We start from the raw sequence: 16,386 nt of genomic DNA, 5'->3' as shown, positions 1-16,386 counted from the left end.
TCACGAGCAATGGCCGCCGCGCAGCGGTGAGAGGTGGACCCGAGCGATCCCACCGGTCGCCGCCGGGTCGGTTTTCCGCCACTCCCGGGTCCGGCAATCGGGGAATCGAGTGGGTTTCCGTACGGGTGTATCGCGCGCGATGCGCACGGGATGCCCGTCCGTGGGTACAGGAGTTCGGCATGACCAGTTCGGCTGAGAAGGACCCCGGGGGCGCCCGCGCACCCCGGGCGGGACAGGTCGCGGCCGGCAAGGCCGCGGCACGGAAGACGACCGCCGGGAAGCCGCGGGCCGCCGGGCCCGCGACCACGCCGGCCGCCACATCGGCCGCCCGAACACCGGCGGCCGGCCCGGCCACGACCGAGGCGGGCCCGGTGCGGCCGGAGCAGGCGAACCGCACCACCGCGACCACGGCCGGCACCAAGTCGGCGACCCGGGCCGGGAGATCGGCCAAACCGGTGACGCCGCGCATCGGGCGCATCCCGATCCTCGACGTCGAACCGGCCGTCGACGGCGGCACCCGACCGGCCCGGGCGGTCCCGGGCGAGACGTTCCACGTGGGCGCCACGGTCTTTCGCGAGGGGCACGACGCGGTGGCCGCGAACGTCGTCCTGCGCGACCCGCGCGGGCGGCCGGGCCCGCTCACCCCGATGCTCCCGGGCGCGCCCGGGACCGACCGGGTGCACGCGAGCGTCACGCCGACCACCGAGGGCCTGTGGTCCTACGCGGTCGAGGCGTGGGGCGACCCGATCGCCACGTGGCGACACGCGGCCGGCATCAAGATCCCGGCCGGCCTGGAGGTCGAGCTGATGCTGGAGGAGGGCGCGCAGTTGCTGGAGCGGGCCGCCGCCGGCGTGCCCAAGAAGGACGGCCTGCGGGCGATCGTGCTGGCCGCGGTGGACGCGGTCCGAGACGACACGCGCAGCCCCGCCGCGCGGTTGGCCGCGGCCCGTTCCGCCGCGCTGGACGAGGTGTTGGGCAGTCATCCGCTGCGCGAGTTGCTCACCACGTCGGCCCGCTATCCGCTGCGTGTCGAGCGCGAGCGCGCGCTGTACGGCGCGTGGTACGAGTTCTTCCCGCGCTCCGAGGGCGCGGTGGTGGACCCGACCGGCAAGCACCCGCCGCGCAGCGGCACCTTCCGGACCGCGATGGAACGCCTGCCGCAGATCGCCGCAATGGGCTTCGACGTGGTCTACCTGCCACCGATTCACCCGATCGGGGACGCGTTCCGCAAGGGGCCCAACAACACGCTCGAAGCCGGTGAGCACGATCCCGGCTCGCCGTGGGCGATCGGCTCGCCCGCGGGCGGTCACGACGCGATCCACCCCGAACTGGGCACGATCGAGGACTTCGACGCGTTCGTGGCCCGGGCGGGCGAACTGCGGATGGAGGTCGCGCTGGACTTCGCGCTCCAGGTCTCCCCCGACCACCCGTGGGTCGCCAAGCACCCGGAGTGGTTCCGGCACCGCGCCGACGGCACCATCGCCTACGCGGAGAACCCGCCCAAGAAGTACCAGGACATCTACCCGATCGACTTCGACACCGACTTCGAGGGTCTGGTCGCCGAGACGTTGCGGGTGTTGCGGCACTGGATGGCGCACGGCGTGCGGATCTTCCGGGTGGACAACCCGCACACCAAGCCGGTGGCGTTCTGGGAACAGGTGATCGCCACGATCAACGCGAGCGATCCGGACGTGCTCTTCCTGGCCGAGGCGTTCACCCGACCCGCGATGATGCGCACCCTGGCCAAGGTCGGCTTCCAGCAGTCCTACACGTACTTCACCTGGCGCAACGGCAAGGACGAACTTCAGGAGTACCTCACCGAGTTGACCACCGGCGAGGCGTCCGCCTACATGCGGCCGAACTTCTTCGTGAACACGCCCGACATCCTGCACGCCTACCTTCAGTACGGCGGGCCGGCCGCGTTTCGGATCCGGGCCCTGCTGGCCGCCACGCTGTCCCCGTCGTGGGGGGTCTATGCGGGCTTCGAGCTGTACGAGGACCTGGCGGTCAAGGCCGGCAGCGAGGAGTACCACGACTCGGAGAAGTACCAGTTGCGCCCGCGCGACTGGGCCGGCGCCGAACGCGAGGGCCGCTCGCTGGCGCCGTACCTGACCACGCTGAATCGGATGCGCCGACGCCACCCGAGTCTGCAACATCTGCGAAACCTGACTTTCCATCATGTGGACGACGATGCGGTCATGGCCTACTCCAAGCGCACCCGCGTGGGTGACGTCGACGACCTGGTCCTGGTCGTGGTGAACCTGGATCCGCACCACACGCACGAGGCGACCGTCGCGCTGGACCTGCCCGCCCTGGGGCTGGACTGGCAGGACACCTTCGCGGTGCAGGACGAGTTCACCGGAGCCGGTTATCGCTGGGGTCGGCACAACTACGTGCGGCTGGATCCCGCGCACGAGCCCGCGCATCTCTTCTCGGTCCGGAGGAACAGCCCGTGATCGTCAACGAACCCGTCCGCGACACCTTCGACGACACCCCGTCGCGGGATCGCGATCCCCTGTGGTTCAAGCGAGCCGTCTTCTACGAGGTTCTCGTGCGGTCCTTCCAGGACAGCAACGGGGACGGGGTGGGCGACCTGAAGGGCCTGACCCAGAAGCTGGACTACCTCCAGTGGCTGGGCGTCGACTGCCTGTGGTTGCCGCCGTTCTTCGCCTCGCCGCTGCGCGACGGCGGCTACGACGTGGCGGACTACACGGCGGTGCTGCCCGAGTTCGGCGACCTCGCCGACTTCGTCGAGTTCGTCGACTCGGCGCACAAGCGCGGCATGCGGGTGGTGATCGACTTCGTGATGAACCATACGAGCGATCAACACATGTGGTTCCAGGAGTCGCGGAACAACCCGGACGGGCCCTACGGCGACTACTACATGTGGGCCGACGACGACAAGGCGTACGGCGACGCCCGGATCATCTTCGTCGACACCGAGTCGTCCAACTGGACCTACGACCCGGTGCGCAAGCAGTACTTCTTCCACCGCTTCTTCGGCCACCAGCCCGATCTCAACTACGAGAACCCGCGGGTACAGGAGGAGATGCTCGCCGGGCTGCGGTTCTGGCTGGACCTGGGCATCGACGGGTTCCGGCTGGACGCGGTGCCGTACCTGTTCGCGCAGGAGGGCACCAACTGCGAGAACCTGCCCGCCACCCACGAGTTCCTCAAGCGGGTGCGCAAGGAGATCGACGACAAGTATCCGGACACCGTGCTCCTGGCCGAGGCCAACCAGTGGCCCGAGGACGTGGTGGACTACTTCGGCGACGGCGACGAATGCCACATGGCGTTCCACTTCCCGGTGATGCCGCGCATCTTCATGGCGGTGCGCCGCGAATCTCGCTACCCGGTCTCGGAGATCCTGGCCGGCACGCCGTCCATCCCGAACAACTGCCAATGGGGCATCTTCCTCCGCAACCACGACGAGCTCACCCTCGAAATGGTCACGGACGAGGAACGCGACTACATGTACAAGGAGTACGCGAAGGACCCGCGCATGCGGGCCAACGTGGGCATCCGCCGTCGGCTCGCGCCGTTGCTGGACAACGACCGCAACCAGATCGAGCTGTTCACGGCGCTGCTGCTGTCGCTGCCGGGCTCGCCCGTCCTGTACTACGGCGACGAGATCGGCATGGGGGACAACATCTGGCTCGGCGACCGGGACGGTGTGCGCACGCCGATGCAGTGGACCCCGGATCGCAACGCGGGCTTCTCCACGTGCGACCCGGGTCGGCTGTACCTGCCGAACATCATGGACCCGGTCTACGGCTACCAGGTCACCAACGTCGAGGCACAGATGTCCAACGCCTCGTCGCTGCTGCACTGGACCCGCCGGATGATCGAGGTCCGCAAGCAGAACCCGGCCTTCGGGCTCGGTGTGTACAACGAGCTGACCTCGTCCAATCCCAGCGTGCTGGCGTTCCTTCGCGAATACGAGGACGACATCGTGCTGTGTGTTCACAACTTCTCGCGCTTCGCCCAGCCCACCGAGTTGGACCTGCGGCAGTTCGAGACGTACGAACCGGTCGAGCTGCTCGGGGGGGTGACGTTCCCGGCGATCGGTGAGCTGCCGTATCTGCTCACCCTCGCGGGGCACGGTTTCTATTGGTTCCGCCTCACCCGTGGAGAAATGACGCTGTGACGGATTCCACCCGACCCCACGATCCGACTGCCTCCGCCGTGATCGCTCTGCTGCGCGACTGGCTGCCGCAGCAGAGATGGTTCGCCGGCAAGGGCCGGCCTCTTCGTGGGGCCGGCGTGGTCCACAGCCTCGAAGTGGTCTCCGGCGATCCCGCGCTGCACCACATGTTGCTGCGGGTCGACCACGGCGGCACGCCCGAGCACTACCAACTCCTGCTGGGGGTCCGCGAGACCCTGCCGGGCCGACTCACGCACGCGGTGATCGGCCGGCTGCCCAACGGCAACAGCCTCTACGACGCGGTGCACGACGCGGAACTGACCCGGTGGTTGCCGGAACGGTTCGTCGCGGCGGACACCGCAGGCCCACTGGGCTTCCACCGCCCCGGCGCGCAGGCCCCCGACCCCGAGCACGTCGGGCTGGTGATCGGCGCCGAGCAGTCGAACACGTCGATCATCTTCGGCGACGACGTGATCCTCAAGCTGTTCCGCCGCGTGGTGCCCGGGGTCAACCCGGACCTGGAGGTCTCGCTCGCGCTGGCGGGCGCGGGTTCGCGGCGGATCCCCGCGCCGATCGCGTGGTTCGACATGCCGTTCCCGGACGCGGACGCCGAGCCGACCACGCTCGGCCTGCTCCAGGAATACCTGCGCACCGGCACCGACGGATGGGAGCTGGCCAAGACCTCGGTACGCGACCTGTACGCCGGCCAGGAGGTGCGCGGCGCCGGTCCGCACGCACACGAGACCGGTGGCGACTTCGCCGGCGAGTCCTTCCGGCTCGGCGCGGCCACCGCCGAGGTGCACGCCGACCTGGCCCGCTCGCTGCCCACGGCGGTGGCGGGCGAGGCGGAGCTGGCCGCGATCGCCCGGGACATGGAGCGCCGGTTGCACGCGGCGGCCGAGGCGGTGCCGGAGCTGGCGCCGTTCACCGACCGGCTGCGCGAGGCGTACCGGGATCTGGAGACGCTGGGCCGGGACGGGCATCCGGTCCCGTTGCAGCGCATCCACGGCGACTTCCACCTCGGCCAGGTGATGCGCACCGCCACCCGGTGGGTGTTGCTCGACTTCGAGGGCGAACCGGCCCGGCCGTTGAGCGAACGGCGCTCGCTGCACTCGCCGCTGCGCGACATCGCGGCGATGTTGCGCTCGTTCGACTACGCGGCCCGGCATCTGCTGGCCGGTGGCAACGGGTTCTGGGGGCGCGGGGCGCCCGCGCCGCACCTGGTGCACCGTGCGGAGGAATGGGCCACCCGCAACCGGGAAGCCTTCTGTGCGGGGTACGCCGACGCGGGCTCGCTCGACCCCCATTCCGAGCCCGTGCTGTTGCGGGCCTTCGAGACCGACAAGGCCGTGTACGAGGTCATGTACGAGTCGGGCAACCGACCCTCGTGGCTACCGGTTCCGATGTCGGCGATCCGGCGCCTGGCCGAGCGTGCGCCGCAGCCGCACTGACGAACCGTCGATTCCCGTTCAGCACCAACGTCTCAGGAGGTCCCATCCGTGACGGCCCGTCAGGACTTCAGCGCGTCACCCGAGGGCGGCGGGGTCACCGGCCGCCCCACCCGGAGTCGGGACAAGCGCCCCCGAATCCGCCCGACCGGCACCCCCGTCGTACCGCCGACCGCCGGCGAGGAGTTGCGCCGCCTGGTGGACGGCGCTCACCACGATCCGCACGCACTGCTCGGCCCGCACCCGAACGTGCCCGGCGTCGACGGCGTGGTGGTGCGGGTGCTGCGGCCGTGGGCCCGCGAGGTGTTCGTGGTCACCGGCGAGCGCCGGGTCGAGCTGACCCACGAGGCGGAGGGCCTGTTCAGCGGCGTCGTGCCGGGTGATCAGGTGCCCGACTATCGGCTGGAGATCCGTTACGAGGGCACCGAACTGCACACGGACGACCCGTACCGGTTCCTGCCCACCCTGGGCGAGTTCGACATACACCTCATCTCCGAGGGCCGGCACGAGCGGCTGTGGGAGGTGCTCGGCGCGCACGTGCGCTCGTACGAGACCCCGAACGGGCCCGTCGCCGGCACCTCGTTCGCGGTCTGGGCCCCGAACGCGCAGGGCGTGCGGGTGGTGGGCGACTTCAACTACTGGGACGGCATCGGGCACCCGATGCGTTCGCTCGGCTCGTCCGGGGTGTGGGAGTTGTTCGTCCCCGACGTCGGCGACGGCACCAAGTACAAGTACGAGATCCTCGGTCGGGACGGGGTGTCCCGGCAAAAGGCCGACCCGCTGGCCTTCGCGACCGAACTGCCGCCCTCGACCGCGTCGGTCGTGCACACCTCGGCCTACTCGTGGTCGGACAAGGAGTGGTTGGAAAAGCGGGCCGAGGTGACCCACCACACCTCGGCGATGAGTGTGTACGAGATCCATCTCGGCTCGTGGCGGCCGGGCCTGAGTTACCTGCAACTCGCCGAGCAGTTGCCCGCCTACGTCACCGAGATGGGCTTCACGCACGTCGAACTGCTGCCGGTGGCCGAACACCCGTACGGGCCGTCCTGGGGCTACCAGGTGTCCTCGTACTACGCGCCCACGTCGCGGTTCGGCAGTCCCGACGAGTTCCGTCACCTGGTCGACGCGCTGCACCGCGCGGGCATCGGCGTGCTGGTGGACTGGGTGCCGGCGCACTTCCCCAAGGACGACTGGGCGCTGGCCCGGTTCGACGGGACGCCGCTGTACGAGCACCCTGATCCGCGTCGGGGCGAACATCCCGACTGGGGCACGCTGGTCTTCGACTACGGCCGCAACGAGGTGCGCAACTTCCTGGTCGCCAACGCGGTCTACTGGTGCGAGGAGTTCCACATCGACGGGCTGCGGGTGGACGCGGTCGCCTCGATGCTCTACCTGGACTACTCGCGCGAACACGGCCAGTGGGCGCCCAACCAACACGGCGGCCGGGAGAACCTGGACGCGGTGGCCTTCCTCCAGGAGATGAACGCGACGCTGTACCGGCGGGTGCCGGGCGTGCTCACCATCGCCGAGGAGTCCACCGCGTGGGACGGGGTGACCCGCTCCACCGACGGCGGCGGGCTCGGCTTCGGCTTCAAGTGGAACATGGGCTGGATGCACGACTCGCTGGAGTACATCCAGAAGGAGCCGATCCACCGGCAACATCACCACAACGAGATCACCTTCTCGCTGATGTACGCCTGGAGCGAGAACTACATCCTGCCGATCAGCCACGACGAGGTGGTGCACGGCAAACGCTCGCTGGTGGACAAGATGCCGGGCGACCGCTGGCAGCAGATGGCGAACGTGCGCGCCTACCTGGCCTTCATGTGGGCCCATCCGGGCAAGCAGTTGTTGTTCATGGGCTCGGAATTCGGCCACGGCGCCGAGTGGTCGGAGGCACGCGGCCTGGACTGGTGGTTGCTGGACCACGAGGAGCACCGGGGCATCCAGCGGCTGGTCCGCGACCTCAACACCACGTATCGGGGCAGGTCCGCGCTGTGGACGCAGGACACCCGCCCGGAGGGCTTCTCCTGGATCGACGGCGGGGACGCGGCGTCCAATGTGTTGTCCTTCATCCGACTCGGTGCGGCCGGTGAGCAGTTGCTCTGCGTGTGCAATTTCTCCCCGGTGGTCCGGGAGGACTTCCGGGTGGGTCTGCCGCACGCGGGTCGCTGGCGTGAGGTGCTCAACACCGATGCCGACGGCTACGGCGGCGCGAACGTGGGCAATCAAGGCGAGATCCTGGCCGTCGACGGGGAATGGCAGGGTCGACCGGCCTCCGCGACGATGACGCTGCCCCCACTGGCCACCGTCTGGTTTGTCCCCGAATAACATGTGAAGTACCTTCCGGGGGCCGACGTTCGATCCGGAACGTCGACCCCCGGAAACGTGACACTCCGGCGAATCGTGAATTAGTGTCTTGCCTTCATGCCCCCGGAAGACGTCCTGTCCGGAACCTGCCGGGGACCGTGCGACAGCCAGAGAGACACGGAACACGGGGGTGTTCTCACATGACGGCGGACGCGGGTACGGGATACAAGGCCCTTCCCTCGGACTTCAAGACGGCGGGCAAGGCTTTCACGGACGCGGGAAGGCGCGTCGGTGAGATACGGGCGACGCTCAAGACGTCCATCGAGGGTCTCGGCGAATGCTGGGGCGACGACGATCTCGGCAACGGGTTCGCGAAGGAGTACAAGCCGGCCCGGGACAAGGTGCTCGAAGCGCTCGAAGCGCTCGCCAAGGGTCTCGGCGAGATCGGCAAGGGCTTGGACACGTCCGCCGGCAACTACCAGAAGACCGAGGACCACAACCGCGAGAGCTTCGGTGGCAAGGCCTGATGGCGGTCGAAGCGGGGGAAATCGTCGAGAAGGTCCTCGAACTGCTGGTCGGTGTCGACTGGCCGGAGGGCGACGAGGACAAGTGTGAGGCGCTGGGCAACGCGTGGGAACACGCCGCCGGCGAACTCGCCAAGGTCGCGGGGGACCTGGCCGCGGCGGTCAACAAGCTCAACGCCGCCAACGAGGGCAAGGGCATGGAAGCCTTCCTTCGGATGTGGGACAAGCTGAGCAAGGGCGAGAAGGCGTTCTTCCCGGCCCTGGAAGGGGCTTCCAAGGCACTCGGCGGCGCGGCGGACGACACGAGTGACACGATCTACGCCACCAAGATCGAGTTCGTCACGATGGCGACCATCCAGGGCGCGGCCATCCTGGCCCAGATCGCGGCGGCTCCGATCACCCTGGGCATCACCGCCGGAACCGCCGCGGCCTCGACCGCCGCGCTGCGCTTCTCGTTCATGCAGGTGCTGCGCCGGATGCTGGGGCGGATCGAGGCGTCCATGGTGCGCCGACTGCTCAAGAACGTCGCCCTCGAGGCACTCTCCGAGGTGCGCGACGACATCATCTCCCAGTTCATCCACATGACCTGGGGTTCGCAGGACGGCTACTCGATCAAGCAGACCGCGCTGGCCGCGGGCGGCGGCGCGGCCGGCGGCCTGGCCGCGATCGGCGTGAACGGCCTCGGCAAGAAGGTCTTCGGCGAGGGCGCCGACGTGGGCATCAAGGGCGTCACCACCTCGCTGACCTCCAATGTGAGCGCCGAGGTCGCCGGCACGCTGGCCACCGGCGGTCCGGTGAACTGGGAGACCTTCGCCAGTGGTGGCCTGGGCGGTGCGACCGACCACGGCGCGTCCAAGCTCGGCGACCGGGTCAGCGGCGCGTTCAACACCCCCGGCCTCGACCCTTCGGGCCTCGGCGGGCCGAACCTGGGCGGCAACAACGGGCCGGTGACCGGCGGCAACAGAATCGATTCGACGCTCAACCCGGACGGCGGGGGCGGCGGGAACTCCGGGAACGGCGGCGGGGGCGGCGGGTCGAACGGCTCGGGCGGGTCCAACGGAGGCGGCGGCGGGAACGGCGGCGGGTCCAACGGCTCGTCGGGCGGATCGAACGGGGGCGGGGGCGGCAACGGCGGGTCGACCGGGAACGGTGGCCAGAACGGCGGGTCGCACCATTCGTCCGGGAACTCGGGAGACTCCGGGAACTCGGGTGGGAATTCCGGGGGGAACTCCGGGAACTCCGGGAATTCCGGGGGGAACTCGGGCGGGAACTCGGGGAACTCCGGTCAGCACGGGAACTCGGGTGGCAACTCCGGTAGCTCCGGCGGGAATCCCGGCAACTCCGGTGGCGGTGGCGGCAACACGGGCGGGGACTACCGGCCCTCGCACACCCCCGTCGCGACCCAGAACGCCTCGGCCGCGGCGCCGCCGGTGACGGACGCGCCGGCGGGAGTGACCGGCCACAGCGGCGACGCGCCGCGCGGCGTACCGGGTCACGACGGCGGCTCCTCGCAGAACAACTCGTATGTACAGGCGCCGCCGAGCGGCGGTCAGCAGCCGGGTGGCATGCCCGCCGGCGGTACGCCGGGCGGTGGCAACGCGTCGCCGATGGGCGGCTCGGCGACCGTGACCGGCTCCGCCGCCCCGAGTGGTGGTTCGCCGTCCATGGGCGGCGGGCCGACGGGCGGCGGGCCTTCCGGCGGCGGCGTGCAGACCACGACGGCGTCCACGAGCACCGCGTCCACCTCGAGCGGTTCGTCCTCGATCGGCTCGCCGTCCTCGTCCACGACGCCGTCGACGTCCGGTCCGAGCACGACGACCAACGTGTCGACGACGAGCACGACGGCTGCGACGACCGCAGCGGCGAGCACGGGTGCGGCCACGGCCACGAGTGCGGGTACCGGGACGGGTACCAACCCGGGCACCGGTGCCGGTACGACGTCCAACTCCGGTGCCAGCAACGGCACTTCGGCCACCACGAACTCCACCGGTACGCCGACCGCGACCCGACCGACGGGCGCCGCGACGCCGACCACCGGCGGCCCGACCGGCCCGACCACTCCGAACTCGGCTTCCTCGAACGGCACTTCGCCGACCACCGGGACGACACCGAGCAACACCTCGCCGGACACGAGCCGCATTCCCGGCCAACGCCAGGACGACTCGGCCGGCAACACCCCCAACCACGCGACCGACCCGAACGGAACCACGCCGGACCGGACGCCGGGATCGACGACGGACCCGAACACGGACCCGACGCCGGAAGGCCACACGGATCCGAACCGGGACGCCCGACCGGACCCGACCGCCGACCCGAAGTCCGACCCGACGCCGGAGAACCGGTCGGACCCGACGCCCGACGCGACCCCGGAGACCCGGCCGGAATCCCGGCCCGAGTCGACGCCCGACCCGACGCCGGACCCGACGACCGACCGGACCTCCGACCCGACGCCCGAGCCCACCTCGGACACCCGACAGGACCCGACCGGCGACACCACGCCGGAACACCGACAGGATGCCGAGCCGGACCCGGCCGCGGACCCGACGCCGGACACCCGCCAGGATCCGAACCATGACCCGAACCAGGATCCGAACCGGGACACCAACCTCACCGCCGAGCCGACGATCGCCGGCCCCACCACCGACCCCGCGCGGGACTCCGCGCCGCGTTCGGAGCAGGACGGCACACCGACCCGGGACGGCGGCGGTGTCGGCATCCTGAACCTGACGCCGGCCGGCAACCCGACGGGCCCCCGCCCCGGCACACCGGGCAACCCGGATCCGAGCGGTCGGGTCGACAACGCGGTGGGCGGACTCGGCGACCGGATCCGCAACCTCTTCGGCCGAGGCCCGAACACCTCGCCGACCGTCGATCCGAGCACCCGACCGGAGCCGAACACCACCTACGACTCGACTCCGTACGCGAACTCGCCGGCCACGACCGACGCGAACCCGCGGCCCGACCGGCCGGACGCACCACGGAATCCGACCAGTCCGATCGCCGGTCGTCCGCAGCTCAACGACGGCCGCCCGCTGTACGAGCCCGGCGGCCTGATGCCGCCGAGCGTGAGCGACCAGTCCGTGCTGAACGTCGCCGTGCCACGCAACGCCGACGGTACGCCGCAGGTGCACCCGGACCCGCGCGACGGCCACTGGTTCGGGCTCCAGAACGACGGCGGCACCCAGGTGCCCGGCCGCGACAACAACTGCGTCGATGCCGTACTGGCCTTCGGCAACACCTGGTTCGGCCGACCGGAGGTGGCCGCGCCGCGCATCCCCGGTGAAACGACCGGTGAGGTCGGCGCCCCGGAGCGGGCCCAGCGCGAGCTCGGCACGAACTGGACCCCGCTCGCCCGGCGCCCGGACGGCAGCACCGACACCGCCGGCGCGTACGGCGACATCGAGGCACGGCTGCGTGACGCGGGGCCGGGCGCGATGACATACATCGTCACGTCCAGGCCGACCGAGCCGAAGGTGAATCCGGACGGCACCATCGAGACCGGCCAGGTCTCGCACGCGTGGGCCGCGATCAACGTGGACGGCGAAGTCCTGTGGGTCGACCCGCAGTCGGGCGAGGTCATGCCCGAGCCGTATCCGGACCAGAATCGGGTCTGGGCGATCGCGGTGGACGCGAACGCGCAGCCGATCGACATGTCGCTGCCGCCGACCACGCAGTCCGCCGACCCGACCGCGCAACCTGCCCCGCAGTCGAACTCGCAGCAGCCGGAGACCGATTCGGCGCCGCAAACGACGCCCGACCGGGACGCCGGCACGCCCGACCCGTCGGCGCCGGACGGCACACCCGACACGACCGCCGACCCGACGACCGATCCGGCAGCCGAGCCGACCACCGACCGGGCGACCGAGCCGACCGCCGACTCGCACCGGGACCCGGCCGGGGACACCACGTCGGACGCCACTCCCGACCCGGCGTCGGACCCGGCGCCGGAGACGACACCGCGCACCGACCCGAATGCCGCCGCGGACCCGACGCCGGATCCGACCTCGGATTCCGACCTCGACCCCGCCCGGGACCCGGCTCCGGACCAGGACGCGAGCCCGACGCCGGATGGGCACACCGATGCCACGCCGGACCCGACGCACCCGGACACCACCCCCGACCAAACGGTCGACCGGACGCCGGAGCAGACCGCCGACCCGACGCCGGACGGACACATCGATCCGACCTCGGACCAGGACAGCTCCCCCAACCCCGACCCCGCCGGGCAGCCGGACCTGGCCTCGCATCCGACCCCGGACGCGACACCCACCCCGGCTCGGGACGGCAACGGCGACACCACCGTCGACCCGACCCCGCAGCCGGGCGGACCGGTCACCACGACGACGCCCGGCGCGGCGGTGCGGCCGAATCAGGCCGGCCCGTTCCGCAACACGATCCAGCGTCTCGGCGACCGGATGCGCGGCCTGGTCGGTCGCGGCCCGAACGTCCCGACCGGCCCGAACCACACCGGTCCGACGGCTCCCCCGCCGCACCAGCCCGGCCCGTACAACCAGAACCACAACGGGCCGTCCCCCTACAACGGGACGCCGTACGGCAACGCGCCGGTCGCGAACAACCCGTACGCGCAGCCGATGCCGCACCACGCCCCACCGGCCGCCCCGGCCAGTCCGATCGCGAACCGCCCACCGCTGTCCGCGGGGCGACCGTTCAACCAGCCCGGCGGCCTGCTTCCGCCCAACTGGAGCGACGCCGCAGCGCTGAACAACGCGGTGCCGCGCAACCCGGACGGCACCCCGGTCGTGCACCCGGACCCGCGCAACGGTCGCTGGTTCCGGCTGCAGAACGACGGCGGGATCCAGGTACCCGGCCGCAACATCAACTGCCTGGACGGTGTCCTGGCGTTCGGCCGCACCTGGTTCGGGCGACCGGAGGTGTCCGCGGCCCGCATGCCGGGCGAGAACACCGGTGAAACCGACGGCATGGCGCGCGCTGGGCAGGAGACGAACGCGCCGTGGAGCCGACTGGGCGTCAACCCGGACGGCTCGAACAACCCGGCCGCCGGTTTCGCCGAGTTGGAGGCGGCGTTGCGGGCCTCGGGCCCCGGCTCGATCTCCTACATCGTCACCGAGTGGCCGGACCGCAACGAGGTCCAGCCGGACGGCTCGGTCAAGGTCGTGCGGAGTTCGCATGCCTGGGCCGCGGTCAACATCGGCGGCCACGTCCTCTACGTCGACCCGCAGACGGGCCAGACCAGCGACTTCCCGCAGCCGAACGCGACCAGCGTCTACGCCATCACGCTGGACCCGAACGCCCAGCCGATCTCGATGACGGCCCCGCCGGTCACCCAGCCCGTCGCACCGCCACCTCCGCCGGCACCGCCGCTGCCGCACCATCAGCAGCAGCAACCCCCGGTCAACCCGTACAACCAGCACCCGGTGCAGCCCAACCCGTACCAGCAGCAGCCCCCGGTCCAGCCGAGCCCGTACACCCAGCAGCCCCCGGTCCAGCCGAGCCCGTACACCCAGCAGCAGCCGGGCCCGTACGCACAGCCGCACCACCAGCAGCCGGTGCAAACGAACCCGTACAACCAGCAGCCGGTGCAGCCGACCCCGTACACCCAGCACCAGCAGCAACAACCGGGGCCGTACAACCAGCAACCGCCGCACCAGCCCGCTCCCCACCAGCAGACCCCGGTACAGCCGAACCCGTACACCCAGCAGCAACAACCGGGCCCGTACGCACAACCGCACCACCAGCAGCCGGTCCAAACAAACCCGTACAACCAGCAGCCGGTGCAGCCGACTCCGTACAACCAGCCGCACCAGCCCGCTCCCCACCAGCAGGCCCCGGTACAGCCGAACCCGTACACCCAGCAGCAACAACCGGGCCCGTACAACCAGCAACCGCACCAGCCCGCCCCCCACCAGCAGGCCCCGGTGCAGCCGAACCCGTACAACCAGCCGCCCCAGCAACCGGGGCCCGACAACCAACCCGGCCCGCACCAGCAGCAGCCGGTCCAGAACAACCCGTACAACCAGCAACCGGTCCACCCGGCCCCGCACAACCCACCACCGGTGCAGCCCGCGCCGCACCAGCAACAACCGTTCCAGACCGGCCCGGTCCACCCGGCCCCGCACAACCCACCGCCGGTCCAGCCCGCGCCGCACCAGCAACAACCGTTCCAAACCGGCCCGGTCCACCCCGCGCCCGGCGATCTGCCGACGAACGTCACGGGGCCGATGCCGGGTTCGCTGCCGAACCCGACCGGGCCCGGCAACAACCCGAATCCGGCGACGAACCCGGCCGCGACGCCGGCCACCCCGCCGCCGCCGAGGCACGCCCAGAACAACCCGCCGGCTCCGATCGACACCACGCCACCGCTGGTGTCGCCGATGCGCCCCAACCCGAGGCCGCTCGGCGAGCCCGCGACCACGGCGAGCCCGACCGGCGACCGGCCGACCACGCACGACGGTCGGCGCGACGACATCGAGCGCGAGGTCGCGGCCTTCATGGCGACCCGGCCGGCGGCGGAGAGCTTCGACCCCAACGCCGCGGCGAACCCCAACCCCACACCGGCTCCGAGCAACGGCACGCCCCCGAGTAATCCGAACCCGCCGAAGCCCGACGACGTCCGCGGCGGCCAGTCGCCGTACGACCTCGCCGCCCCGCGCGATCCGTCCTTCATGGCGGACCGCGCGGACCTGACCTGGGACACCCATCGTGGTGACGCCGAGTTCGAGATGCCGCAGAGCGTGCGCTCGGACAACCCGCACCCGGACACCGGCGCACCGCCGCGGACCAACCTCAACCGGGCCAAGCTCCTGCGCATGTTCGACGGCAACGGCATCGACGCGTTGGTCAACCACCCGACGCCCGAGGACCTCACCAGTGCCGAGCGGCAGGCCCGGGACGAGTTCGACCGACTGTTGCGCGGAGACAATGGGGAGCTGCTGACCGGAGCCGACCTGGACGCGCGCCGTGCCGAGTTGGCGACGCGTGGCCGGGTCATGACCGGCGCACCTCGCTACCCGATCAACTCGGGGTACGCGGGCCAGATCGTGCACTTCGCAAGCCCGACGCTGGCCAACCACTTCCCCGACGGCGTCTATATCAATCTCCAGGGTTATCCGGACTTCACCCCCTACGCGGTGCGCACGATCAATCTTCCGCACACCGTCGTCACTCCGCCCGAGCGCAGCAGTTTCCCGCCCGGCCCGGACGGCACCAAGAAATTCAAGGAAGCCCGCGCGGAAGCGAACGACGAACAGCGCAAGCTGGATATTCGCCAGGGCAATGCGGAGTTCCGGAACGATCCGATGTGGAACGGCGTGCGATCCGGCCGCACCGCGCCGGGTTACGTCTGGCACCACGTCGAGGGCACACGAACCATGATGCTCATACCGTTCGCAGTACACTACGCGGTGAAACATCACGGCGGGATCGCCAGTGCCATGGCCCCCACCCCCTCGACCAATACCTCGACCGGCAACCCTGGAGCACAACCGTGACCGTCGAATTGACGCCGCGAGGAACACTCTCGGAAGAAGCCCTGCGCGAACTCGAAGCAAAACTCGGGTTCGCCCTGCCGGCCGAGTATCGGGCCTGGCTGGCCGCGACCAACGGCGCCGATTTCCCGGTCGCCGCCCAGCTCATGCCGCGCGGCCTGGACCCCGAGGACGATCTCTACGGCTATCGGACCGGCGGTGACCCGCACACCGAGTTGCTCTACGCGCACGGCTATTGCCGGGACGTACTCACCCTGGATTATCTGCCGGTCACCCGACTCACCACCGGAATGGTGGCGATCAAGGTCACCGAGCCGGAATCCGGCTCCCTCTGGTATTGGAGCGAATCGACGCTCGACACCGACGAGGAATACACCCCGGAATACATCTCGGCCAACAATCTGCGCAAGGTGGCCGATACGTTCGCCCAATTCCTGGAGCTGTGGGAGATCGATCCGACCTCCCCGTTCCTGGATCCCGAATTCTGAGGTGGG

7 protein-coding genes are annotated in these 16,386 nt (G+C 70.5%); all 7 read left to right on the top strand.

Going from position 1 to position 16,386, the window contains the following annotated elements:
* Positions 1-179 precede the first annotated feature (179 nt).
* Positions 180-2,456 carry an alpha-1,4-glucan--maltose-1-phosphate maltosyltransferase gene (locus ABZ374_RS30975; RefSeq protein ID WP_360317250.1) on the top strand — a complete coding sequence of 759 codons (2,277 nt, stop codon included), beginning with the start codon at positions 180-182 and terminating at the stop codon, positions 2,454-2,456.
* Positions 2,453-4,147, top strand: a complete 1,695-nt coding sequence (treS, locus tag ABZ374_RS30970; RefSeq protein ID WP_360317247.1) for a maltose alpha-D-glucosyltransferase — start codon at positions 2,453-2,455, stop codon at positions 4,145-4,147. The genes ABZ374_RS30975 and treS overlap by 4 nt, the downstream gene beginning before the upstream one ends.
* Positions 4,148-4,185: 38 nt before the next feature.
* Positions 4,186-5,595 carry a maltokinase gene (locus ABZ374_RS30965; protein WP_360317244.1) on the top strand — a complete coding sequence of 470 codons (1,410 nt, stop codon included), beginning with the start codon at positions 4,186-4,188 and terminating at the stop codon, positions 5,593-5,595.
* A 48-nt stretch (positions 5,596-5,643) separates the two neighbouring features.
* Positions 5,644-7,923, top strand: coding sequence for a 1,4-alpha-glucan branching protein GlgB (glgB, locus tag ABZ374_RS30960; protein ID WP_360317241.1), 2,280 nt, complete (start codon positions 5,644-5,646; stop codon positions 7,921-7,923).
* A gap of 179 nt (positions 7,924-8,102) precedes the next feature.
* The gene (locus ABZ374_RS30955) at positions 8,103-8,429 is read left to right on the top strand and encodes a hypothetical protein (protein WP_360317238.1); all 327 of its coding nucleotides are present in this window, start codon (positions 8,103-8,105) and stop codon (positions 8,427-8,429) included.
* Complete coding sequence (locus ABZ374_RS30950; protein ID WP_360317236.1) at positions 8,429-15,895, top strand: toxin glutamine deamidase domain-containing protein; 7,467 nt, start codon at positions 8,429-8,431, stop codon at positions 15,893-15,895. The genes ABZ374_RS30955 and ABZ374_RS30950 overlap by 1 nt, the downstream gene beginning before the upstream one ends.
* Complete coding sequence (locus ABZ374_RS30945) at positions 15,892-16,380, top strand: SMI1/KNR4 family protein (protein WP_360317234.1); 489 nt, start codon at positions 15,892-15,894, stop codon at positions 16,378-16,380. The genes ABZ374_RS30950 and ABZ374_RS30945 overlap by 4 nt, the downstream gene beginning before the upstream one ends.
* Positions 16,381-16,386: the final 6 nt, after the last annotated feature.

The organism is Embleya sp. NPDC005971 (assembly GCF_040629175.1).
In the GTDB taxonomy this organism is placed as follows: Bacteria; Actinomycetota; Actinomycetes; order Streptomycetales; family Streptomycetaceae; genus Embleya.
Note: the sequence above shows the minus strand (reverse complement) of the source record. Positions and strands in the feature narration are given on the sequence as shown.